This is a genomic window from Pseudomonas nitroreducens (assembly GCF_014204515.1).
Classification (GTDB): domain Bacteria; phylum Pseudomonadota; class Gammaproteobacteria; order Pseudomonadales; family Pseudomonadaceae; genus Pseudomonas; species Pseudomonas nitritireducens_A.
The window spans coordinates 1-21,302 of record NZ_JACHLI010000039.1 but is presented as its reverse complement, the minus strand read 5'-3'; the positions used below and the strand labels follow the sequence as shown (position 1 = coordinate 21,302).

Annotated in this window: 22 protein-coding genes; 20 read left to right on the top strand and 2 right to left on the bottom strand. The window is 65.6% G+C overall.

Annotated features, from left to right (window positions below):
• The first annotated feature begins 144 nt into the window (after nucleotides 1–144).
• From HNP46_RS31000 to trpE, 10 genes are all read left to right on the top strand, one after another.
• The gene (locus HNP46_RS31000; RefSeq protein WP_184596782.1) at nucleotides 145–2,562 is read left to right on the top strand and encodes a PAS domain-containing sensor histidine kinase; all 2,418 of its coding nucleotides are present in this window, start codon (nucleotides 145–147) and stop codon (nucleotides 2,560–2,562) included.
• Nucleotides 2,563–2,586: 24 nt separating this feature from the next.
• Nucleotides 2,587–3,216 carry a response regulator gene (locus HNP46_RS30995; protein WP_184596781.1) on the top strand — a complete coding sequence of 210 codons (630 nt, stop codon included), beginning with the start codon at nucleotides 2,587–2,589 and terminating at the stop codon, nucleotides 3,214–3,216.
• Between the two features lie 164 nt (nucleotides 3,217–3,380).
• On the top strand, nucleotides 3,381–4,418 hold the full coding sequence (locus HNP46_RS30990; protein ID WP_184596779.1) for an ABC transporter substrate-binding protein: 1,038 nt from the start codon (nucleotides 3,381–3,383) through the stop codon (nucleotides 4,416–4,418).
• 190 nt (nucleotides 4,419–4,608) lie between these two features.
• Complete coding sequence (locus tag HNP46_RS30985; protein ID WP_184596777.1) at nucleotides 4,609–5,718, top strand: ABC transporter ATP-binding protein; 1,110 nt, start codon at nucleotides 4,609–4,611, stop codon at nucleotides 5,716–5,718.
• 66 nt (nucleotides 5,719–5,784) lie between these two features.
• Nucleotides 5,785–6,834 carry an ABC transporter substrate-binding protein gene (locus HNP46_RS30980; protein ID WP_184596775.1) on the top strand — a complete coding sequence of 350 codons (1,050 nt, stop codon included), beginning with the start codon at nucleotides 5,785–5,787 and terminating at the stop codon, nucleotides 6,832–6,834.
• 238 nt (nucleotides 6,835–7,072) lie between these two features.
• The gene (locus HNP46_RS30975; RefSeq protein ID WP_184596773.1) at nucleotides 7,073–8,320 is read left to right on the top strand and encodes an ABC transporter permease; all 1,248 of its coding nucleotides are present in this window, start codon (nucleotides 7,073–7,075) and stop codon (nucleotides 8,318–8,320) included.
• A gap of 16 nt (nucleotides 8,321–8,336) precedes the next feature.
• The gene (locus HNP46_RS30970; protein ID WP_054908041.1) at nucleotides 8,337–9,164 is read left to right on the top strand and encodes an ABC transporter permease; all 828 of its coding nucleotides are present in this window, start codon (nucleotides 8,337–8,339) and stop codon (nucleotides 9,162–9,164) included.
• A gap of 212 nt (nucleotides 9,165–9,376) precedes the next feature.
• Entirely contained in the window at nucleotides 9,377–10,051 is a 675-nt protein-coding gene (gene rpe / locus HNP46_RS30965) for a ribulose-phosphate 3-epimerase (RefSeq protein ID WP_184596771.1), read from the top strand.
• The gene (locus HNP46_RS30960; RefSeq protein ID WP_184596769.1) at nucleotides 10,051–10,869 is read left to right on the top strand and encodes a phosphoglycolate phosphatase; all 819 of its coding nucleotides are present in this window, start codon (nucleotides 10,051–10,053) and stop codon (nucleotides 10,867–10,869) included. The genes rpe and HNP46_RS30960 overlap by 1 nt, the downstream gene beginning before the upstream one ends.
• Nucleotides 10,870–10,941: 72 nt before the next feature.
• Nucleotides 10,942–12,435, top strand: coding sequence for an anthranilate synthase component I (gene trpE, locus HNP46_RS30955; RefSeq protein ID WP_184596768.1), 1,494 nt, complete (start codon nucleotides 10,942–10,944; stop codon nucleotides 12,433–12,435).
• Nucleotides 12,436–12,777: 342 nt separating this feature from the next.
• Here trpE and HNP46_RS30950 read toward each other — a convergent pair whose 3' ends face one another.
• Both HNP46_RS30950 and HNP46_RS30945 read right to left on the bottom strand, forming a co-directional pair.
• Nucleotides 12,778–13,104, bottom strand: coding sequence for a pyocin activator PrtN family protein (locus HNP46_RS30950; RefSeq protein ID WP_184596766.1), 327 nt, complete (start codon nucleotides 13,102–13,104; stop codon nucleotides 12,778–12,780).
• 119 nt (nucleotides 13,105–13,223) lie between these two features.
• Nucleotides 13,224–13,994: an XRE family transcriptional regulator gene (locus HNP46_RS30945; protein WP_184596764.1), complete on the bottom strand. Its 771-nt coding sequence runs from the start codon at nucleotides 13,992–13,994 to the stop codon at nucleotides 13,224–13,226.
• Nucleotides 13,995–14,392: 398 nt separating this feature from the next.
• On the opposite strand from HNP46_RS30945, the gene HNP46_RS30940 reads away from it, so the two are divergent.
• The 10 genes from HNP46_RS30940 to HNP46_RS36275 all read left to right on the top strand — a co-directional run bounded on the left by HNP46_RS30940 (nucleotide 14,393) and on the right by HNP46_RS36275 (nucleotide 21,296).
• Nucleotides 14,393–14,602 (top strand): TraR/DksA C4-type zinc finger protein, encoded by a 210-nt coding sequence (locus tag HNP46_RS30940; RefSeq protein ID WP_184596762.1) that lies wholly within the window; start codon nucleotides 14,393–14,395, stop codon nucleotides 14,600–14,602.
• A gap of 20 nt (nucleotides 14,603–14,622) precedes the next feature.
• The gene (locus HNP46_RS30935) at nucleotides 14,623–14,982 is read left to right on the top strand and encodes a hypothetical protein (protein ID WP_184596759.1); all 360 of its coding nucleotides are present in this window, start codon (nucleotides 14,623–14,625) and stop codon (nucleotides 14,980–14,982) included.
• 83 nt (nucleotides 14,983–15,065) lie between these two features.
• Complete coding sequence (locus HNP46_RS30930; RefSeq protein ID WP_184596756.1) at nucleotides 15,066–15,539, top strand: GNAT family N-acetyltransferase; 474 nt, start codon at nucleotides 15,066–15,068, stop codon at nucleotides 15,537–15,539.
• Nucleotides 15,540–15,855: 316 nt separating this feature from the next.
• Nucleotides 15,856–16,200 carry a phage holin family protein gene (locus HNP46_RS30925; RefSeq protein WP_184596754.1) on the top strand — a complete coding sequence of 115 codons (345 nt, stop codon included), beginning with the start codon at nucleotides 15,856–15,858 and terminating at the stop codon, nucleotides 16,198–16,200.
• A 17-nt stretch (nucleotides 16,201–16,217) separates the two neighbouring features.
• Nucleotides 16,218–16,748 carry a hypothetical protein gene (locus tag HNP46_RS30920; protein ID WP_184596752.1) on the top strand — a complete coding sequence of 177 codons (531 nt, stop codon included), beginning with the start codon at nucleotides 16,218–16,220 and terminating at the stop codon, nucleotides 16,746–16,748.
• Nucleotides 16,745–17,308 (top strand): phage baseplate assembly protein V, encoded by a 564-nt coding sequence (locus HNP46_RS30915; RefSeq protein ID WP_184596751.1) that lies wholly within the window; start codon nucleotides 16,745–16,747, stop codon nucleotides 17,306–17,308. The genes HNP46_RS30920 and HNP46_RS30915 overlap by 4 nt, the downstream gene beginning before the upstream one ends.
• Nucleotides 17,309–17,418: 110 nt before the next feature.
• Nucleotides 17,419–17,745, top strand: a complete 327-nt coding sequence (locus tag HNP46_RS30910) for a GPW/gp25 family protein (RefSeq protein WP_184596749.1) — start codon at nucleotides 17,419–17,421, stop codon at nucleotides 17,743–17,745.
• On the top strand, nucleotides 17,742–18,632 hold the full coding sequence (locus HNP46_RS30905; protein WP_184596747.1) for a baseplate assembly protein: 891 nt from the start codon (nucleotides 17,742–17,744) through the stop codon (nucleotides 18,630–18,632). Before HNP46_RS30910 ends, HNP46_RS30905 begins: the two co-directional genes overlap by 4 nt.
• On the top strand, nucleotides 18,625–19,239 hold the full coding sequence (locus tag HNP46_RS30900) for a phage tail protein I (protein WP_184596745.1): 615 nt from the start codon (nucleotides 18,625–18,627) through the stop codon (nucleotides 19,237–19,239). Before HNP46_RS30905 ends, HNP46_RS30900 begins: the two co-directional genes overlap by 8 nt.
• A complete protein-coding gene (locus tag HNP46_RS36275) occupies nucleotides 19,230–21,296 on the top strand; it encodes a phage tail protein (protein WP_184596743.1) in 2,067 nt (688 codons plus the stop codon). The genes HNP46_RS30900 and HNP46_RS36275 overlap by 10 nt, the downstream gene beginning before the upstream one ends.
• The last annotated feature ends 6 nt before the right edge of the window (nucleotides 21,297–21,302 follow it).

Genomic DNA, 21,302 nt, shown 5'->3' with positions numbered 1-21,302 from the left:
CTGCAAGCGGCGGTTGCGGGTGCGGCCAGCCTAGCGGCTTGTCTTTGCTTTGTCAGGCAGCGGGCCTGCCGGGTTCAACCGGGGTTGCTGTAAGGTATGCCGGCCATTTGCTTTGATCCGGGTGAAATCCATGGTGCCGTGGGCATGAGTCGTCTGTTCTGGAAAGCCTGCCTGGCCTGGCTCTGCTGCCTGCCGCTGGTGGCCATGGCGGAATCCGCCGCGCCGCCACTGGCGCTGGATGAGGCCCAGCGCGCCTGGCTCGCGGAGCACCCGCAGCTGCGCGTCGGCGCGGTGCTGGAAGCGCCCTATGTGCAGCAGGACCGCCGCCTGCAGCAACTGTCCGGGGCCAACGTCGAGCTGCTGGAGTGGCTGGCCAAGGCCATGCAGGTCAGCCTGGAGTGGCGCACCTACCCGGACCAGGCCGCCCTGGAGCGGGCCGTGCGCGCCGGCGAGGTGGACCTCGCTCCCGGCGTCAGCCAGACGCCCTCGACCCTGCGCGACTGGCTGTTCTCCGACCCTTACCTGCGCGTGCCGCGCCTGGTGGTGGGCGATCGCCGCAGCGGCACCTCGGTCGAGCTGGACAGCCTGGGCAGCGCCGAAACCGTGTCGGTTCGCGGGCCCGGCCCGGTGGTGGATTACCTGCGCAGCACCTATTCGGGGCTGAGCCTGCAGATCGTCGACAGCGACCGCGAGGTGCTGCGCAAGGTGCTGGGCCGCGAGGCGAATTACGCGGTGATCGACGAGGCCCAGCTGGCGCGCCTGACCCGTGAGACCGAATTCACCGGCCTGTGGGTAGTCGCCGACATCGGCTACCCGCAACTGCTGCGGGTGGCCACCCGCCGTGGCCTGCCGGAACTGGCCGGGATCATCGACGTGGCGCTGCGCGCGGTGCCGGCCAAGGACCTCGACCAGCTGCATGAGCGCTGGCTGCAACCGACCTACCCACGCCTGGGCTCCTCTCCCGGCTTCTGGCAGAACCTGTGCATCCTGCTCGGCCTGTTGCTGTTGTTCGCTGTGGCCACGCTGTTGCTGCAGCGCCGCCAGCAGCGCAGCCTGGAGTCGCGCCTGCTGGCCGCGCGGCGCGATATCGAGCTGCGCCAGTCGGCGGAGCAGGCCCTGCGCCTGACCCAGTTCGCCATCGACAGCAGCACCGTCGGCATCCTCTGGGTCAACTGGGACAGCCACGTGCGCTACGCCAACCGCGCCGCCGAGGACATGCTCGGCTACGCGCCGGGAGCGGTGGTGGATCGCCCGCTGTCGGACCTCGAACCGAGCCTGAACATGGACCGCTGGCTCAACCTCTGGCGCCGTGCGCGCAACGCCGACGAGGCGCCGCTGAGTTTCGAGACGCAGTGCCTGCGTGCCGACGGCCAATGGCTGCCGGCGGACGTCTCGCTGAGCTTCCTGCGCTTCGGTGATTCGGAATACCTGCTGGTGTTCATCAATGACGTCACCGAGCGCCGCCGCGCCCGCGCCGCGCTGGAAGAGAGCGAGGCGCGCCTGCAGGGCATCGCCGCCAACGTGCCGGGTCTGGTATTCCGCCTGGAGCCCAACGCCCCCGATGACGACTCCGATTTCGCCTACATCAGCTTCATCACCGGTGGCAGCGAGACCTCGCTGGGCTACTCGCCGGGTTACCTGCGCGAGAGCGGCCTGGGCATCATGGGCCTGGTTCATCCGGCCGAGCGCGAGGGCTACCTGGCCAGCCAGCTGGAGGCGGTGGAAGGTCACTGCAACTGGTTGTGGCAGGGGCGCATCCTCACCCGCACCCACGAGCCGCGCTGGGTCGACATCAAGGCCACGGTGCGTACCCTCGACGACGGTCGGCCGGCCTGGGACGGCGTGGTCTGGGACATCACCGAGCACAAGCTGATCGAGCTGGAACTGCAGGATTCCCGTGCGCAGCTGCGCGAGCTGTCGGCGCACCTGGAGAGCGTGCGGGAGGAGGAGAAGGCGCGCATCGCCCGCGAAGTGCACGATGAACTGGGCCAGGTGCTCACCGTGCTCAAGCTGGAAACCTCGATGTGCGAACTGGCCTATGGCGACTCCGACACCGGGCTGCGCGAGCGCTTGGACAACATGAAGCGCCTGATCGCCCAGCTGTTCCAGCTGGTGCGTGATGTGGCCACGGCGCTGCGCCCGCCGATCCTCGATGCCGGCATCGGCTCGGCGGTGGAATGGCAGGCGCGGCGCTTCGAGTCGCGTACGCAGATTCCCTGTCTGGTGCAGGTGCCGGAGAATCCCCCGGAGCTGGCGGACGCCAAGGCCATCGGCCTGTTCCGCATCCTCCAGGAGGCGCTTACCAACGTGATGCGTCACGCCCAGGCGCATACTGTGGAGCTGCAATTGAGCGTCGAGGGCGAGGAATTGTGCCTGCGCATCAGCGACGACGGCCTGGGCTTCGACCCGCATGCTTCACGGCAGAGTGTGTCTTTCGGCCTGGTCGGGATGCGCGAGCGCGTGCTGATGCTCGGCGGCACCCTGCAGATCGACAGCCAGCCCGGGGAGGGCGCCACGCTGACGATCCGCGTGCCGCTGGACGTCGACATACAAGAACCATAAAAGACAACGAACAGGAGTAGGCCGGTGATTCGAGTGCTGGTGGCGGAAGACCATACGATCGTGCGCGAGGGCATCAAGCAGCTGATCGGCATGGCCAAGGACCTGCAGGTGGTGGGCGAGGCCACCAATGGCGAGCAGCTGCTCGAAACCCTGCGCCAGACGCCGTGCGAAGTGGTCCTGCTGGACATCTCGATGCCCGGCGTCAACGGCCTGGAAGCCATCCCGCGGATCCGTGCGCTGAACAATCCGCCGGCCATCCTCATGCTGTCGATGCACGACGAAGTGCAGATGGTCGCCCGCGCGCTGAAGGTCGGCGCCGCCGGCTATGCCACCAAGGACAGCGACCCGGCGCTGCTGCTCACGGCGATCCGCAAGGTCGCCAGCGGCGGGCGCTACATCGACCCCGATCTGGCCGACCGCATGGTCTTCGAAGTCGGCCTGACCGATTCCCGGCCGCCCCACGCGCTGCTCTCCGAGCGCGAGTTCTCGGTGTTCGAGCGCCTGGTGCAGGGCGAGGGCGTCAACGAGATCGCCCAGCACCTGGCGGTCAGCAGCAAGACCATCAGCACCCACAAGGCGCGGCTGATGCAGAAGCTGGGCGCCAACTCGGTGGCGGACCTGGTGCGTTACGCCATGGAGCACAAGCTCGTTTGACGCCCCTGCGCTGGCGGTTTGATCTGCGGCAGATGGCTCGCTGAATTTTCCCTTCACTCTGTGCGACGTGTCCGATTTCTGTAACAGGCCGTCTATCTAGCGGGCGTGGAGCAGGGAATCATTGCCCGCTTCATGCAGTACGTCGTGATAACAAGGAGAAGAAGATGTTGCGAGCGGTAAGGGGAGGGCTGCTGTTCGGCCTGCTGGGGAGCGTCGCGATGCCGGCGCTGGCGGACTACGTCACGGTGATTTCCTTCGGTGGCGCCAACAAGGAAGCCCAGGAGGCAGCCTTCTACAAACCGTTCAAGGAAGTGACCGGCAACGCCGTCGTCCACGGCTCCTACAACGGCGACCTGGCCAAGCTCAAGCGCATGGTGGAAATCAGCCATGTGTCCTGGGACGTGGTGGAAGTCGAGGCCCCCGAACTCGCCCGCGGCTGCGAGGAAGGGCTGTTCATGAAGCTCGATCCCAAGACCCTGGGCAACACCGCCGATTTCGTACCCGGCGCGGTGCAGCCGTGCGGCGTCGGCATCTTCGTCTGGACCACGCTGCTGGCCTACAACCAGAGCAAGCTGCAGGGCACGCCAAGCAGCTGGGCGGACTTCTGGGACACGAAGAAATTCCCCGGCAAGCGCGGCCTGCGCTGGGGCGCCAAGTACAGCCTGGAGTTCGCCCTGATGGCCGACGGCGTCGCGCCCAAGGACGTCTACAAGGTGCTGGCCACCGACGAGGGCGTCGACCGCGCCTTCCGCAAGCTCGACGAGCTGAAGCCGAACATCAACTGGTGGAAGTCCGGCCAGGACCCGGTGCGCGACCTGGCCGACGGCACCGTGGTGATGAGCTCCGCCTACAACGGCCGGATCGCCGCCGCCCAGGCCGAGCAGAAGGGCTTCCGCATGGTCTGGGCCGGCGGTATCTACGACTTCGATTTCTGGGCACTGCCCTCGGGCGTGTTCAAGAAGGAGCTGGCCGAGCAGTTCGTCAATTTCGCCAGCCAGCCGCAGCAGCAGAAGACCTTCGCCGAGCATATCGCCTACGGTCCGACCAACCGCAAGGCGGTGGAACTGCTGGCGCCGGACGTCGCCGCCAACCTGCCCACCGCGCCGCAGAACATCGCCCACGCGGTGGGCATGGACGTGGCGTTCTGGAGCGCGCACGGCGATGCCCTGGAGAAGCGCTTCCAGGCCTGGGCCAAGCGCTGAAGCAGCGTGCCGGGGCCCGCTGCGCCTGCGGCGGGCCCTACATGTCAGTTCGCCACTTTTTGTAGGGCGATCCCTACAAAGCATCCTCTCTAAGCCTTATAGCAATCTCTCATACCGCCCGATTTGCGCGTCGTCCTGGCTTCTCTAGGCTTGAGATCAACGGCATTAACAAAAAAACAAAGGTGCGGTGATGGCCGAGAATCAGGCAAACGATGTGCTGGTGAGTTTCCGTGGCGTGCAGAAGAGCTACGACGGCGAATCCCTCATCGTGAAGGACCTCAATCTGGACATTCGCAAAGGCGAATTCCTGACGCTGCTGGGGCCGTCCGGTTCCGGCAAGACCACCAGCCTGATGATGCTGGCCGGTTTCGAAACCCCCACCGCCGGTGAAATCCAGCTCGCCGGCCGGGCCATCAACAACGTCCCCCCGCACAAGCGCGACATCGGCATGGTGTTCCAGAACTATGCGCTGTTCCCGCACATGACGGTGGCCGAGAACCTGGCCTTCCCGCTCTCCGTGCGCGGCATGAGCAAGACCGACGTGACCGAGCGGGTGAAGCGCGCGCTGTCGATGGTCCAGCTCGACACCTTCGCCGGTCGCTATCCCGCCCAGCTCTCCGGCGGCCAGCAGCAGCGTGTGGCCCTGGCCCGCGCGCTGGTGTTCGAACCGCAACTGGTGCTGATGGACGAACCCCTGGGTGCGCTCGACAAGCAGCTGCGCGAGCACATGCAGATGGAGATCAAGCACATCCACCAGCGCCTGGGCGTGACCGTGGTCTACGTGACCCACGACCAGGGCGAAGCGCTGACCATGTCCGACCGCGTGGCCGTGTTCCACCAGGGCGAGATCCAGCAGATCGCCCCGCCGGCCGAGCTCTACGAGCACCCGCGCAACTCCTTCGTCGCCAACTTCATCGGCGAGAACAACCGCATCGCCGGCCAGCTCCAGGCTCGCGATGGCGAGCGCTGCACCGTGGGCCTGGCCCGTGGCGAGAAGGTCGAGGCGCTGGCGGTCAACGTCGGCAACGTCGGCGACACCGTCAGCCTGTCGATCCGCCCCGAGCGCGTGCGCCTGAACGGCCACAGCGAAAACTGCGTGAACCGCTTCTCCGGCCGCGTCGCCGAGTTCATCTACCTGGGTGACCACGTGCGCATCCGCCTGGAGGTCTGCGGCCGTACCGATTTCTTCGTCAAACAGCCGATTGCCGAGCTCGACCCTGCGCTCAGCGTTGGCGACGTGGTTCCGCTGGGCTGGGAAGTCGAGCACGTCCGCGCGCTCGACCCGCTGTCCGCGGCGTAACAGCGCCCCGGCCACTCCCGGACGCATCCAAGAAAAACAAACCTGCACACTGTGGAGACAACAATAATGTCGAAGTCCTTGAAAGCATCGGGGCTCAAACTCGCGGCGCTGACCCTGGGCGTGGCCTTCGCGGCCCAGTCCATGGCCGCCACCGACCTGACCGTGGTGTCCTTCGGCGGCGCCAACAAGAACGCCCAGGTGAAGGCGTTCTACGGCCCCTACGAAAAGAGCACCGGCAACAAGATCGTCGCCGGCGAATACAACGGCGAGATGGCCAAGGTGAAGGCCATGGTCGACACCAACAGCGTCTCCTGGGACCTGGTGGAAGTCGAGTCGCCGGAACTGGCCCGCGGCTGTGACGAAGGCCTGTTCGAAACCATCGACCCGGCCATCCTCGGCAAGGCTGAAGATTACGTGCCGGGTGCCGTGAGCAACTGCGGCGTCGGCTTCTTCGTCTGGTCCACCGTGTTGGCCTACAACGCCGACAAGCTGAAGACCGCACCGACCAGCTGGGCCGATTTCTGGGACACCAGCAAATTCCCCGGCAAGCGCGGCCTGCGCAAGGGCGCCAAGTACACCCTGGAATTCGCCCTGATGGCCGACGGCGTTGCGCCCAAGGACGTCTACAAGGTGCTGGCCACCAAAGAGGGTCAGGATCGCGCCTTCAAGAAACTCGACCAGATCAAGCCGAACATCCAGTGGTGGGAAGCCGGCGCCCAGCCGCCGCAGTACCTCGCTTCGGGTGACGTGGTCATGAGCTCCGCCTACAACGGCCGCATCGCCGCCGTGCAGAAAGAGAGCAACCTGAAGATCGTCTGGAACGGCGGCATCTACGACTTCGACGCCTGGGCCATCCCCAAGGGCGCCAAGAAGGTCGACGAGAGCCTGAAGTTCATCGCCTTCTCGGTCCAGCCCGAGCAGCAGAAGACCTACTCCGAGAACATCGCCTACGGCCCGGTCAACAAGAACGCCGTACCGCTGCTGAGCAAGGAGCTGCTCAAGGACATGCCGACCACTCCGGAAAACATGGAGAACCAGGTGGGTATGGACGTGACCTTCTGGGCGGACTACGGCGAGCAGCTGGAACAGCGCTTCAACGCCTGGGCTGCCAAGTAAGAGTCGCCGGCAAAACTGTTCTGGCGTTGTTGCCTGGCCTTGCCGTACTGACAGGTACTGTCTGCGGCCAGGCGTCCAGCCAGAAGCGCTTCGCTCAGTTTTGTCGACGACTCTCGCAGTGCCATACCGCCACGGCCTCCCGGACCGTGGCGGACCGGGGCCGCCGCCCCCTCGCGGCGGCTCCTCCTGACACCACACCTTGGCCGCCCTTGGGCGGCCCGTTTTACCGGAGTTCGCTATGGCCACCGCTGTGTCGATGAACGAGGTCGCCGGCCCCACCCTCAAGCAGCGCCTGGCGCGCGCGGAGCGGATGAACCGCCTGAAGTCCCAGGCGCTGGTCCTGCCCCTGCTGGTCTTCCTCCTGCTGACCTTCCTCGTGCCCATCGCGGCACTGCTCTACAAGAGCGTGAACAACCCCGAGGTCGTCGGTGCGATGCCGCTGACCGTCAATGCCATCGCCTCCTGGGACGGCAAGTCGCTGCCCTCGGACGACGTCTATAAAGCGCTGAGCGACGACCTGGTCGCCGCGCGCAAGAACCAGACCATCGGTGACCTCTCCAAGCGCCTGAACATGGAGCTGGCCGGCTACCGCAGCCTGCTCTCCAAGACCGCCCGCGCGCTGCCGTTCAAGGAGCAGCCGGCGTCGTACAAGGACGCCATGGAGGCACTGGACGAGCGCTGGGGCGATCCGGCCTACTGGCAGGCGATCCGCCGCAACGCCAGCTCCATCACGCCGTATTACCTGCTGGCGGCGCTCGATCACCGCATCGATGACCTGGGCGAAATCGCCCGCGCCACGCCCGACCAGTCGATCTACCTGGACATCTTCGCCCGCACCTTCTGGATGGGCGCAGTGATCACCCTGATCTGCCTGGCGCTGGCCTACCCGCTGGCCTACCTGCTGGCGATCCTGCCGACCCGCAAGTCCAACCTGCTGATGATCATGGTGCTGCTGCCGTTCTGGACCTCGATCCTGGTGCGCGTCGCCGCGTGGATCGTGCTGTTGCAGTCGGGCGGCCTGATCAACGGCGCCCTGCTGAAGATGGGCCTGATCGACCAGCCGCTGCAGCTGGTGTTCAACCGCACCGGCGTGTACATCTCGATGGTCCACATCATGCTGCCGTTCATGATCCTGCCGATCTACAGCGTGATGAAGGGCATCTCCCCCAGCTACATGCGCGCCGCGATCTCGCTGGGCTGCCATCCGTTCACCAGCTTCTGGAAGGTCTACTTCCCGCAAACCGTGGCCGGTGTCGGCGCCGGTTGCCTGCTGGTGTTCATCCTGTCGATCGGCTACTACATCACCCCGGCGCTGCTGGGCAGCCCGAACGACCAGATGGTCAGCTACTTCGTCGCCTTCTACACCAACACCACCATCAACTGGGGCATGGCCACGGCCCTGGGCGGCCTGCTGCTGTTCGCCACCCTGGTGCTCTACGTGATCTACGGCTGGCTGGTGGGCGCAAGCCGCCTGCGCCTGGGCTGATGAGGAGAACAAGAAGATGCTGAGCCCGTACATGTCCCCGGTCGAGCGCGTGTGGTTCTACACCCTGCGCATCCTCTGCGGCCTGATCCTGCTGTTCCTGGTGCTGCCGGTACTGGTCATCGTGCCGCTGTCGTTCAACTCCGGCACCTTCCTGGTCTACCCGCTGCAGGGCTTCTCCCTGCGCTGGTACGCCGACTTCTTCAACTCCGCCGAGTGGATGCGCGCGCTGACCAACAGCATCATCGTCGCCCCGGCGGCCACGGTGCTGGCGATGGTCTTCGGCACCCTGGCATCGATCGGCCTGACCCGCGGCGACTTCCGCGGCAAGGCGCTGATCATGAGTCTGGTGATCTCGCCGATGGTGGTGCCGGTGGTGATCATCGGTGTCGCCAGCTACCTGTTCTTCGCGCCGCTGGGCCTGGGCAACAGCTACATCTCGCTGATCATCGTCCACGCGGTGCTCGGTGTGCCCTTCGTTATCATCACCGTGTCGGCGACCCTGCAGGGCTTCAACTACAACCTGGTGCGCGCCGCCGCCAGCCTGGGTGCGCCGCCGGTGCTGACCTTCTTCAAGGTCACCCTGCCGCTGATCGCTCCCGGGGTGATCTCCGGCGCGCTGTTCGCCTTCGCCACGTCGTTTGACGAAGTGGTGGTGACCCTGTTCCTCGCCGGCCCCGAGCAGGCCACCCTGCCGCGCCAGATGTTCAGCGGCATCCGCGAGAACCTCAGCCCGACCATCGCCGCCGCGGCGACCCTGCTGATCGGCTTCTCCGTCCTGCTCCTGCTGACCCTCGAGTGGCTGCGAGGCCGCAGCGAGAAACTGCGTACCGCACCGACTTCCTGATTCACAGTGTTTCGCGGACGGCTCCGTCCCTGTGCTCACCCACAGGGGCGGGACCGAGCCGCGATTTTTTTTGCCCGGCTGTCTGCCTGACCATTCAGCGTTTTTCCGCTCCCTCCTGCACTTTTCGCCTCGGCTATCGGTCGAATCCCCTTCGGGCCGCTCCAGCGGCTACAATGCGCGCCATCCGTGATTTCCGCCCACAGAGGTGCGCCATGCAACCCTACGCCATCGCTCCGTCGATCCTTTCCGCCGACTTCGCCCGCCTGGGCGAGGATGTGGACAAGGTGCTCGCTGCCGGTGCCGACATCGTCCACTTCGATGTGATGGACAACCACTACGTGCCGAACCTGACCATCGGCCCGATGGTCTGCACGGCGCTGCGCAAATACGGCGTCACCGCGCCCATCGACGTGCACCTGATGGTCTCCCCGGTGGACCGCATCATCGGCGACTTCATCGAAGCCGGCGCCACCTACATCACCTTCCACCCGGAAGCCTCGCAGCACATCGACCGCTCCCTGCAACTGATCAAGGACGGCGGCTGCAAGGCCGGCCTGGTGTTCAACCCGGCCACCTCGCTGGACGCGCTCAAGTACGTGATGGACAAGATCGACATGGTCCTGCTGATGAGCGTGAACCCCGGCTTCGGCGGGCAGAAGTTCATCCCCGGCACCCTCGACAAGCTGCGCGAAGCCCGCGCGCTGATCGACGCCTCCGGCCGCGACATCCGCCTGGAGATCGACGGCGGGGTCAACGTGAAGAACATCCGCGAGATCGCCGCAGCGGGCGCCGACACCTTCGTCGCCGGTTCCGCCATCTTCAATGCACCGGACTACTCCGAGGTCATCCGCGCCATGCACGCTGAGCTGGCGCAGGCGCGCAAGTGATGAGTGCTGCACAACTGCCGTTCGCCGGGCTGCCGCGTCTGGTGATGTTCGATCTGGACGGCACCCTGGTGGATTCGGTCCCGGATCTCGCCGCCGCGGTGGACAAGATGCTGCTGGCGCTGGGGCGCCAGCCGGCCGGCCTGGATGCCGTGCGTCACTGGGTCGGCAACGGCGCGCGGGTACTGGTGCGCCGCGCCCTGGCCAATGACATCGAGCACGAAGGCGTCAGCGAGGAAGACACCGAGCGCGCCCTGGAACTGTTCATGGACGCCTACGCCGACAGCCACGAACTCACCGTGGTCTACCCCGGCGTCATCGATACCCTGAAATGGCTGAAGAAGCGCGGCGTCGAGCTGGCGCTGATCACCAACAAGCCCGAGCGCTTCGTCGCACCGCTGCTGGACGAGATGAAGCTGGGCAAGTTCTTCCGCTGGATCATCGGCGGCGACACCCTGCCGCAGCAGAAGCCCGACCCGGCCGCGCTGCTGTTCGTGATGAAGATGGCCGGCGTGTCGGCCGAAGAGGCGCTGTTCGTCGGCGACTCGCGCAACGATATCCTCGCCGCCAAGGCCGCCGGTGTGCGCAGCGTCGGCCTGACCTACGGCTACAACCACGGCCGCCCGATCACCGAGGAAAGCCCGTCGCTGGTGCTGGACAACCTGTACGATCTGCTGCCTTGCTTCGGCCCTGGCAACGCGATAGTGTTGCCCGACTCCCGCTCCAACCCCGCTCAGCGAGACAGCACCGTGGAAACGGCTCCCCACACCCTCTGGATGAAAGTCATCAAGGCCCTGGCCCGCTGGCGCTGGCGCGCCTGACATCCTTTGGCCGGTACGCCCGGCGCGTGTGTGCACCCAAGTCCGTTACCTCCTCATTCCACGAGGCTGATCATGACCCGCGAAGAATTCCAGCGCCTGGCCGCCGAAGGCTACAACCGCATTCCGCTGACCTGCGAAACCCTTGCCGACTTCGACACCCCGCTGTCGATCTACCTGAAGCTCGCCGACGGTGCGAACACCTACCTGCTCGAATCCGTGCAGGGCGGCGAGAAGTGGGGCCGCTACTCGATCATCGGCCTGCCCAGCCGCACCGTGCTGCGCGTGTATGGCCACCAGGCGAGCATCAAGGTCGACGGCGTCGAAACCGAGAGCTTCGAATGCGCCGATCCGCTGGCGTTCGTCGAGGAGTTCAAGGAGCGCTACCGGGTGCCGACCATCGCCGGCCTGCCGCGCTTCAACGGCGGGCTGGTCGGCTACTTCGGCTATGACTGCGTGCGCTACGTCGAGCAGCGCCTGGCGCAGTGCCCGAACCCCGATCCGCTGAACAATCCCGATATCCTGCTGATGGTCTCCGACGCGGTCGTCGTGTTCGACAACCTCGCCGGCAAGATGCATGCGATCGTCCTCGCCGACCCGGCCCAGGCCGACGCCTACGACCAGGGCCTGGCGCAACTGGACGAGCTGCTGGAGCGCCTGCGCCAGCCGATCACTCCGCGCCGCGGTCTGGACTTCAGCGCGGTGAACGCCCCGGAACCGCAGTTCCGCGCCAGCTTCACCCGCGAGGACTACGAGCGCGCCGTCGATACCGTGAAGGAATACATCCTCGCTGGCGATTGCATGCAGGTGGTGCCGTCGCAGCGCATGTCCATCGACTTCGCCGCCGCGCCCATCGACCTGTACCGTGCGCTGCGCTGCTTCAACCCGACGCCCTACATGTACTTCTTCAACTTCGGCGACTTCCACGTTGTCGGCAGTTCGCCGGAAGTGCTGGTGCGCGTCGAGGATGGCGAAGTCACCGTGCGCCCCATCGCCGGCACCCGCCCGCGTGGTGCGACCGAGGAAGCCGACCGCGCGCTGGAAGAAGACCTGCTGTCCGACGCCAAGGAAATCGCCGAGCACCTGATGCTCATCGACCTGGGCCGCAATGACGTCGGCCGCGTGTCCGACACCGGTACGGTGAAGGTTACCGAGCGGATGGTGATCGAGCGCTACTCCAACGTCATGCACATCGTTTCCAACGTGAACGGCCAGCTCAAGCCGGAACTGTCGGCCATGGACGCCCTGCGCGCCATCCTGCCGGCCGGCACCCTCTCCGGTGCGCCGAAGATCCGCGCCATGGAGATCATCGACGAGCTGGAGCCGGTCAAGCGCGGCATCTACGGCGGCGCCGTGGGCTACCTCGCCTGGAACGGCAACATGGACACCGCCATCGCCATCCGCACCGCGGTGATCAAGAACGGCGAACTCCACGTCCAGGCCGGCGGCGGCATCGTCGCCGACTCGTTGCCGGCGGCGGAGTGGGAAGAAACCATCAACAAGCGCCGCGCGATGTTCCGTGCGGTGGCGCTGGCCGAACACACCGCCAAGGTGCATGGCCGTGACTGAGTGGTTTCCTGCTCGATGAAAAAGCCCCGCTTCGGCGGGGCTTTTTATTGGCCGTTATCACCGGGTCCGCTCCTACCAGATCAAAAGCCCTCTGGCTGCGCGCCTCGCTCCTCTGGCGAGGAGGGCACTGTTCGACGCAGGATGAAACCAAAGCATCAGCGGGCACCGATAGCCCCCTCTCCCTCTGGGAGAGGGCTGGGGTGAGGGCAAACCCCGCGCAGAAGTCGCCAGGGGAGACCGCTTTTCGTAGGAGCGAGCTTGCTCGCGAACCCGCCCAGCAACGCAACACCCGGCGAAACTCCGTTCGCGAGCAAGCTCGCTCCTACACGCTCAGCAGTGAAATCACCCCGCCTGCCGCGCCTCCACCACCTGCAGGTTCGCCTTGCGCTTGGCCAAGGCGGCATCCGCCTGTTGCGAGCGCTCTTCCACATAGGCCGCCAGGTGATCCACCGCGACGTACTGCATCGCCTTGTGGCTGTCATCCAGCGTGGTCACCGGCAGGGCGATGCGCCCGCAGGACAGCGCCTTGCTGAAGTTCTCCCGGTTCAGGTTGCGGAACCAGCGCTCGCGCACCTGCTCCAGCGGCACCAGGACATCCCCGAAGATCTGATAGACCAGGCTCACCGTCTCCGGGCGCGGGGCGGGGCGAATATCGATGGTCGACTGCATGGGACTCTCCTGTTCCGATGGTGGTGGCGACAGAAGTAAATATAGCAAAAGTTGTATTTCTCTTCAATCGCCAGGCAAAGAAAACCCCGCCGAAGCGGGGTTTTCCTGCTGCGTAGGATTCAGCGCACCAGGGTAGGCGCCCGGCGATGGCGCACCGTGGACCACCAGAAGACCCAGCCGATCATGCGGATCTGCCCGCTGTCGAACTGCTCCGGCGGGTACTCCTCGTCGGGGTATTCGTCGCGGTTGAAGCTGCGCAGACGGATGCCGCCACCGGGCAGGCGATAGACGAACTTCACCCGCAGCATGCCCTCGTGCTCCAGGGCGTAGATCTCGCCGTCGGTGATGTGCGTGGTGGCCGTGTCGATGCCGATGGTGGAGCCATCCATGATCAGCGGCTCCATGCTGTTGCCGGTGAGCTGGGCGCAGATCGCCGCGGCCGGATCGACCCCCGCGGCGCGCAGTGTGGCGTACGAAAAACGCAGCTTGCGCCCCTCTATCTCGCGCACCGCAGTGCGCCCGGCACCGGCCGCCAGTTCCACTTCCTTGTACAGGCGTAGTTCCACTTCGTCCTCGTCCAGCGGTGTGTCGCTATCCCATGGGTGCAGCGGTTCCAGTCGCAGCGGGCTGCCATCGGCGGGGCGCGGCGCGGGTGCGCTGGCGCCCGGTGTCGGCGTGCCGTCGCCGGTGGCCAGCCAGGTCGGCGAGACCCCCAGCGCGCTGGCGATCTCGATCAGCTTGCGGGTGCTCTGCGCTTTCCCCGAGGTCAGCTTGTGGATGGTGTTCTGCGAAACCCCGGCGGCTTCGGCCAGGGTTTCCTGCTTGAGATTGCGCGAGGCCATCGCCTGTTTCAGACGGTCGGCCAGCGTCGATGAAGGTGATTTGTCCATGCCGGCACTCTACCTCCTGGGTTGTAGGCTGTAAATAGCTTTGGTGTTGATTAAATATAGCTATAGTTGTAATTATAAAAGCCAGCAGCCGACCGGACAGATGAAACCCGGCTCGGCTGAAGGGCGGCGATGGCCTCCCACCCACCGCGGCAAGGAGGCCGCGGGTTGCCTGCACAGCAGGCTGGAGGACGCGGGCGGGCCAGGGAGGCGCCGCTCGCGCACCGGCAAGGGATGCCGCCACACGGCTGGGCATCCGCGACGAACAGATCGCGACTGACCACCAGCAGGCGGCCGAAGGCTCGGCGACCACGGAGGGCAGGTCGCCAGGAGGACTTTCATGAACCAATCCCATTGCTGCAAAGCGCCGCGCTCGATTTCCGCTGACCTGGAGGTGCGCCGTGGCTGATATCGCCGACTACGCCAACGACCTGATGCTGGAGCGCATCGAGGAAATGCTGCACAGCCGCCGCGCTTCGAGGGCGATCAGCTCCGCCGAATTCTGCGAGGACTGCGGCGACGACATTCCGCCAGCGCGCCGCCTGGCCGCGCCAGGCTGCACCCGCTGCATCGATTGCCAGGCCCTGGACGAACTGGAGCGGCGGCACTGAGCCGCCCTGGGAGAAACGCCGTGATCAAACCCATCGACGAGATGCTCAAGCTCTGGGCCGAAGAGATGCACAATCCTGGCAGTGCCGGTGGCGGCTACGCCGGCGGCAACCTGATGGCGATGATGATGGCCAACAAGGGCGAGATGATTCGCGGCACACGGGGCAGCAAGGTGCTGCTCGACCGTGTCGCGGAGCTGGACCTGATCATCAACCACCTGCCCGACGAGCAGAGGGACGTGGTCACCGAGCACTACCTCAACCGCGACAGCGAGGCCTCGCAGAAATACCGGCACTGCCGCTGCAGCCGCAACACCTTCTACCTGCGACTGCATGTGGCGCACCAGAGCATCCAGTCGCGGCTGATGCGCCGCGTCGCCTGATCTTTTCCACTCTGCCTACGAAGCCCGGCCCTGCGCCGGGCTTCGCGCTTTTCGCGGGTGCCGTTGCGCTATGCTCGCGGCCCATGACGACACCACTCCTGATTCGCGACGCCGAACCCGCCGACGCCGATGCCATCCTGCGCATCCTCGGCGAAACCTACGAAGCCACCTGGAAGCCCGCACTGAGCTCCGAGGCCATCGCGCGCTTCGAGTCCTCCGCGCATACCGCCATTTATGTGCGCGAGCGCCTGGCGCATTTCTCGGTTGCCTGCATCGCGGGCGAGGTTGTCGGCCTGCTCGACTGGCGTGACGACTTTATCGATGCGCTGCATGTATCTCCTCGTCATCAACGCCTGGGCATCGGTGCGGCTCTGCTGTGTCACGCCGAAGCTGCCATCGCCGCCGCGGGCCATGTGCGCGTCCGCCTGGAGACCGACACCTTCAACCAGCAGGCCCGCGCCTTCTATGGCAAGCAGGGCTATGTGGAGATCGATTTCTACCCCGATGAGGAGTGGCACAGCGGCTTTACTACCGTGCTGATGAGCAAGCCTCTCTGAAGTTTCCGACATCGGATTTCGGCATTTCGACAGTGCATTGCGGTGTGTCATCTGTGTATTGCAGCGCATTCCTCGAGAAGCCTTGTTCCGGCGGGAATCGAGGGGTAAAAAGTAGTCATTCTTGTAAAGGTGCGTCCCCAGGGAGCACAACGCGAAACACCGAAAAGCCCGGCCATTGAGCCGGGCTTTTTCATGCCCGCGTTTTTTCGATCCGCCCTCGTGGCGGGTGGCTGGCGAGCACGCCGGCAGTCATCCCCGGTTGGCTGATAGCCGCCGGTTTCGCCCGTTCGCGGGCGTCTTTATCCAAGGTGAGCCAATGGGCAACGAACCTCAGACCCTGGCCGATGTGCCTTTATGGGGGCTGATCCTGCTCGCCGTCGCGGGCGGCATCAGCGGTGAAATGTGGCGCGCCGACAAGGCGGGCCTGGGCGGCTGGCGCTTGCTGCGACGGCTGGCGTTGCGCTCCGGCGCCTCCATCGTCTGCGGCATGGCGGTGATGTTCCTCGCCATGTCCTGCAACGCCTCGCTGACCCTGGCCGCGGCCATCGGCAGCCTGACCGCGGCGGCCGGCGCGGAGATCGCCGTCGGCCTTTATGAACGCTGGGCGGCCAAACGCCTGGGTGTCTGCGAACTGCCGCCGAACGAGCGCGGGCAGGAGTGAAGCTGCAAGGAGACGAAATGTCTGAACAACCTTTGACCCTGGCGCTGCTGCTCGATGCGGTGGAGCAAGCGCTGACTGCTCGATTGAGCGATATCGGAACCTTCCTGCGCGGCCCGCTCAAACAGGTCCCGGCGACGCTGCCCGCACTGGCGCTGGAATACGCCGGCCTGCTCCCCGGCAAGGACCCCGGCAACGGCCAGACTGCGCTGATCTGCCGGTTGCAGGCACGCATCCTGGTGGCGCGCGATGACGCCGCAGCGGAAGCGCTGGCGCTGCGCAATGTCGCAGCACTGGCAGTGCTGCTGCGAGCGCAGAACTGGGAGCTGGAACTGGAGCCGGTGAGCTTCATCCAGGCGCAGCCGGAGCTCGACAATCCGGCGCTCGCAGCCTGCCGTGTGTGGTTGGTGGAATGGCAGCAACCGGTGTTGCTGGGCGATACCGAGTGGCCCTGGGAAGACCAGCCATCGGGCAGCCTCATGCTGGGCTTCGACCCGCAGACCGGGCCGGGCCATGAAGACGATTACTTCGATCCGGGAGCCCTGCCATGAACCAGGACTACGTGAGTGCCGAACACGACCGCATGCTCGCCGCCCTGGTCATGCCCTGCGAAGTGGTGGCGGTGGACCTGGCCGCAGCGCGGGTGCGCGTGCGCTCCGGCGAATGGACCAGCGCCTGGGTGCGTTGGCATGCCCAGGCCGCCGGCGTTGCGCGGCACTGGCGGGCGCCGAGCCTGGGCGAGCAGGGCGTGCTGCTCAGCCCGTCCGGCATGGCGGCCATGGGAACCTTCGTGCCGGGGCTGTTCGGTGCCGCCTCGGCGCCGCCGAACAATCGCGGCGAAGTCGAGAGCTGGCATTTTCCTGATGGCGCGGTGCTCAGCTATGACTGGCAGGCGCATCGCTACGACCTGCAGATGCCGGCCGGCACTGCGACGGTGAAGGTCGGCGGCACCCAGGTGGTGATCGACCCCGGCGCGGTCAGCGTCACGGCCGCGAGCATTCAATTGACTGGCCCGGTGAGCATCAAAGGCGCGCTGACGGTGAACGGCAACATCAGCAGCACCGGGTCGATCATGGACACCGCCGGCAACAGCAATCACCACACTCACTGAAGTCACTTCGACTTCCCACCCAGGCCCGCCTCGCGCGGGCCTTTGCATTTCTGGAGACCTGCCATGGGCAATCTATCCCGTGCGCACCCTGAGCGACGGAGGGCGCGGCCATGATCGGCATGGATCGACGCAACGGCCAGCCGCTGAGCGCGCTGGCGCACCTGAAGCAATCCATCGAGGACATCCTCGGCACCCCGCTGGGTAGCCGGCGCATGCGCCCCGAATACGGCAGCCGCCTGCGGCGCATGGTCGACCTGCCGGTGACCGAAGGCTGGAAGGGCGCGGTGCAGGCCGAAGTGGCCCGCGCTATCGGCCGCTGGGAGCCGCGCCTGCGGCTGAGTTCGGTGCAGGTGACGGCGGTGGTCGCCGGCTGCGTTTCGCTGCGCCTGCGCGGTGTTTACCTGGGCGATGAGATCGGACTGGAGGTGGCGGCATGAGCCTGATCGACCTGTCCCAGCTTCCCGCTCCCGAGGTGGTGGAAAACCTCGACTACGAGACGCTCTACGGGGAATTGCTGACGGACTTCCGCAGCGCCATGGGCGAGGGCTGGACTGCGGCGCTGGAGTCCGATCCGGTGGTCAAGCTGCTGGAGCTGGCGGCCTACCGCGAGCTGCTGCTGCGTGCCCGGATCAACGATGCCGCCCGCGCCGTGATGCTCGGCTACGCGACCCAGGGCGACCTCGATCAACTGGCCGCCGGCTACAACGTCAAGCGCCTGGTGATCCAGGAAGCGGACGCGACCACCTCGCCGCCGACTCCCGCCGTGCTGGAGGGCGATGACTCGCTGCGCAACCGCACCCAGCTGGCCTTCGACCAGCTCTCGGTGGCCGGCCCGCGCAACGCCTATGTGGCTTTCGCGCTCGGCGCCGATGGGCGAATCGCCGATGTCTCGGCGATCAGTCCGGCACCGTGCGAAGCACTGGTCAGCGTGCTGTCCTCCGAGGGCAACGGCGCGGCTGCGGCGGACCTGCTGGAGGCGGTACGCAAGGCGCTCAACGATGAAGACGTACGCCCGGTGGGCGATCGCCTCACCGTGCAGTCCGCGGCGATCGTGCCCTACCAGGTCGACGCCGTGCTCTACATCTATCCGGGTCCGGAAGCCGAGCTGATCCAACAGGCCACCGAGGCTTCGCTGCAGAGCTACATCGCCACGCAGCGGCGCATCGGCCGCGACATCCGCCGCAGCGCGCTGTTCGCCGCACTGCATGTGGAAGGCGTGCAGCGCGTCGAACTGGCCAAGCCGGCGGCCGACGTGGTGCTCGATGCCACCCAGGCGGCGTACTGCAGCGGCTATCAGATCCGCGTGGGAGGTTCGGATGAGTAGCCGCCTGCTGCCGCTCAACTCGACGCCGCTGGAGCGCGCGCTGGCGGACGTGCAGGTAGCCGACCTGCCGGTACCGCTGCGTGAGCTGATGGACCCGCAGCGCTGCCCGGTGGCCCTGCTGCCGTACCTCGCCTGGGCCTGGTCGGTGGACCGCTGGGACCCGGCCTGGAGCGAAGGCGTGAAGCGCAAGGCGGTGGCCGCGGCGTTCCGCATCCACCAGCACAAGGGAACCATCGCCGCGCTGCGGCGGGTGATCGAACCGCTGGGCTACCTGATCGAGATCATCGAGTGGTGGCAGGGCTCGCCCATGGGCGAACCGGGCACCTTCCGCCTGCGCATCGGCGTGCTCGACAGCGGCATCAGCGAAGAGATGTACCAGGAGGTGGAGCGTCTGATCGAAGACGCCAAGCCGCTCACACGGCACCTCATCGGGCTGGATATCAGCCTGGAATCCCAGGGGCGGATCACCGTCGGCTCCGGGCAATACGACGGCGACATCGTCACCGTCTACCCCTACCTCCCGGACGTGATCGAAGCGATCGGCAGCCACGGCTTGCCGGGCCGGGAACACACCATCGATAGCTTGAGTGTCTACCCATGGCAGTAACCTACTACGCACTTCTCACCACGATCGGTGCCGGCAAGCTGGCGAATGCCACCGCGCTGGGCACCACCCTGAAAATCACCCAGCTCGCACTCGGCGACGGCGGCGGCAACGTGCCGACCCCCGACGCCAGCCGCACCCAGCTGGTCAACGAAGTCCGCCGCGCGCCGCTCAACCGCCTGAGCATCGACCCGGCGAACAGCGCGCAGATCATCGCCGAACAGGTCATCCCCGAAGACGTGGGCGGCTGGTGGATCCGCGAGATGGGCCTGTACGACGAAGCCGGTGCGTTGATCGCCTACGCCAACTGCGCGCCGTCCTATAAACCGCAACTGGCCGAAGGCAGCGGCCGCACCCAGACCGTGCGCATCGTGCTGATCGTCAGCAATGCCGCGTCGGTGGAGCTGAAGATCGATCCGAGTGTGGTGCTGGCGACCCGCGAGTATGTCGACAGCGCCATCGTCAGTGCGATGAACCGCCTGGACTGCAAGCAGTCGGTGCGGGTTGCCACCACCGCGAGCATCACCCTCAGCGGCCTGCAGACCCTGGACGGGATTGCGCTGCTGGCCGGTGACCGCGTACTGGTGAAGAACCAGAGCAACGCCGCCGACAATGGCATCTATGTCGCCGCGACCAGCGCCTGGAAGCGCTCCGCCGATGCCGACGAGAACAGCGAAGTCACGCCGGGCCTGACGGTGGTGGTGGAAAGCGGCACCTCCCAGGCCGACAGCATCTGGCAACTGGTGACCGATGGCGCGATCGTCCTGGGCACCACGGCGCTGAGCTTCCAGAACATTACCAATGGGCTGGCGCGGCTGCAGTCGCCCGCCTTCACCGGTGTTCCCACGGCGCCAACGCCGGCTGCCGCATCCAGTGACGCGAGCGTTGCAACGACTGCGTTCGTTCGCGCGGCCATGGCTCTGTTCGGCATTGGCAGCACCACTTATCAGCTCAACTGGCCCAATGCATCGCTGGATGACTGCACCAACGTGGCGACGGGTATCTATCGCAGCATTGCGACGACCACTGGCATTCCGGCAGGGTACTCGCCGACCCTGACGGTGCAGTTCTGGATTCGCAGTGGCGAACAGGCGGGAGTGTTCCAGGCGATCCAGTGTGTGCAGGACACCAATAGTGGCCGCAGCGGCTGGCGTAGTTGTACCGGGAGCGCGACGGCAACTGCGCCGATCTGGTCTGCCTGGAAGGATATTGCGGTAACCGACAGCCCAGCGTTCACTGGCGTGCCCACTGCGCCGACGGCGGCGGCTGGAGTGAACTCCACGCAGTTGGCCACCACTGCGTTCGTTCAGGCCGCGATTGCGCCATTGGCTCCCCGGAGCTCTCCTGTGTTGACTGGAAATCCGACGGCGCCCACACCAGCGTTGTTCTCCGCCAACAACAGTGTCGCAACAACTGCATTCGTGAGGGCCAATGGAGCGTCCTTTTCCGATGTTGTAGTCGTCAGCAGCAACACAAGCCTGAATGCTAACCATGCGAACAAGCTGATGGTGTTCCAGATGGTTGCAAGTGACGCGTCTATTCAACTGCCAGCTGGGTCGTCCTGTGTAGCTGGGACTGTTCTGCGGTTCATGAACATCAGCAACTACACAGCGAATATGAGCGTCAGTGCAGGTGATCGGTTTAACGGTGACGGTACCACCATCAAAGTTGGACCAGGTGACAGTCTGGAGCTCACCAAGAGTGTTGTAAGCGACGTATGGCTGGCGTCCGGCGGAACCAGCAGCCAAAGCCAATCGAGAGGGGTGTTCAAGTCTCTATTGGGCGGCTCTGGCTATCAGGTGTTGCCCAGTGGGCTGATTTTGCAATGGGGGGGGGCTGTTACTGCCGCGAATGGCAATGCTGCGGTTACTCTTCCACTTGAGTTTCCCAATGCACACTTCATAACACTTACCGCAGCCCAGACTGCTACCCCGACGAACGCGATAGTAGGTGTCAGTGACCTGACTAAGAAGGTGGTCTGCTCCCCGCATCTGAGTACAGGGACTCACGCTAATTTTGCTGCCTGTTTGCGCCGCCGAAATTCCCTTGGGGATCGGTAGTTCAAG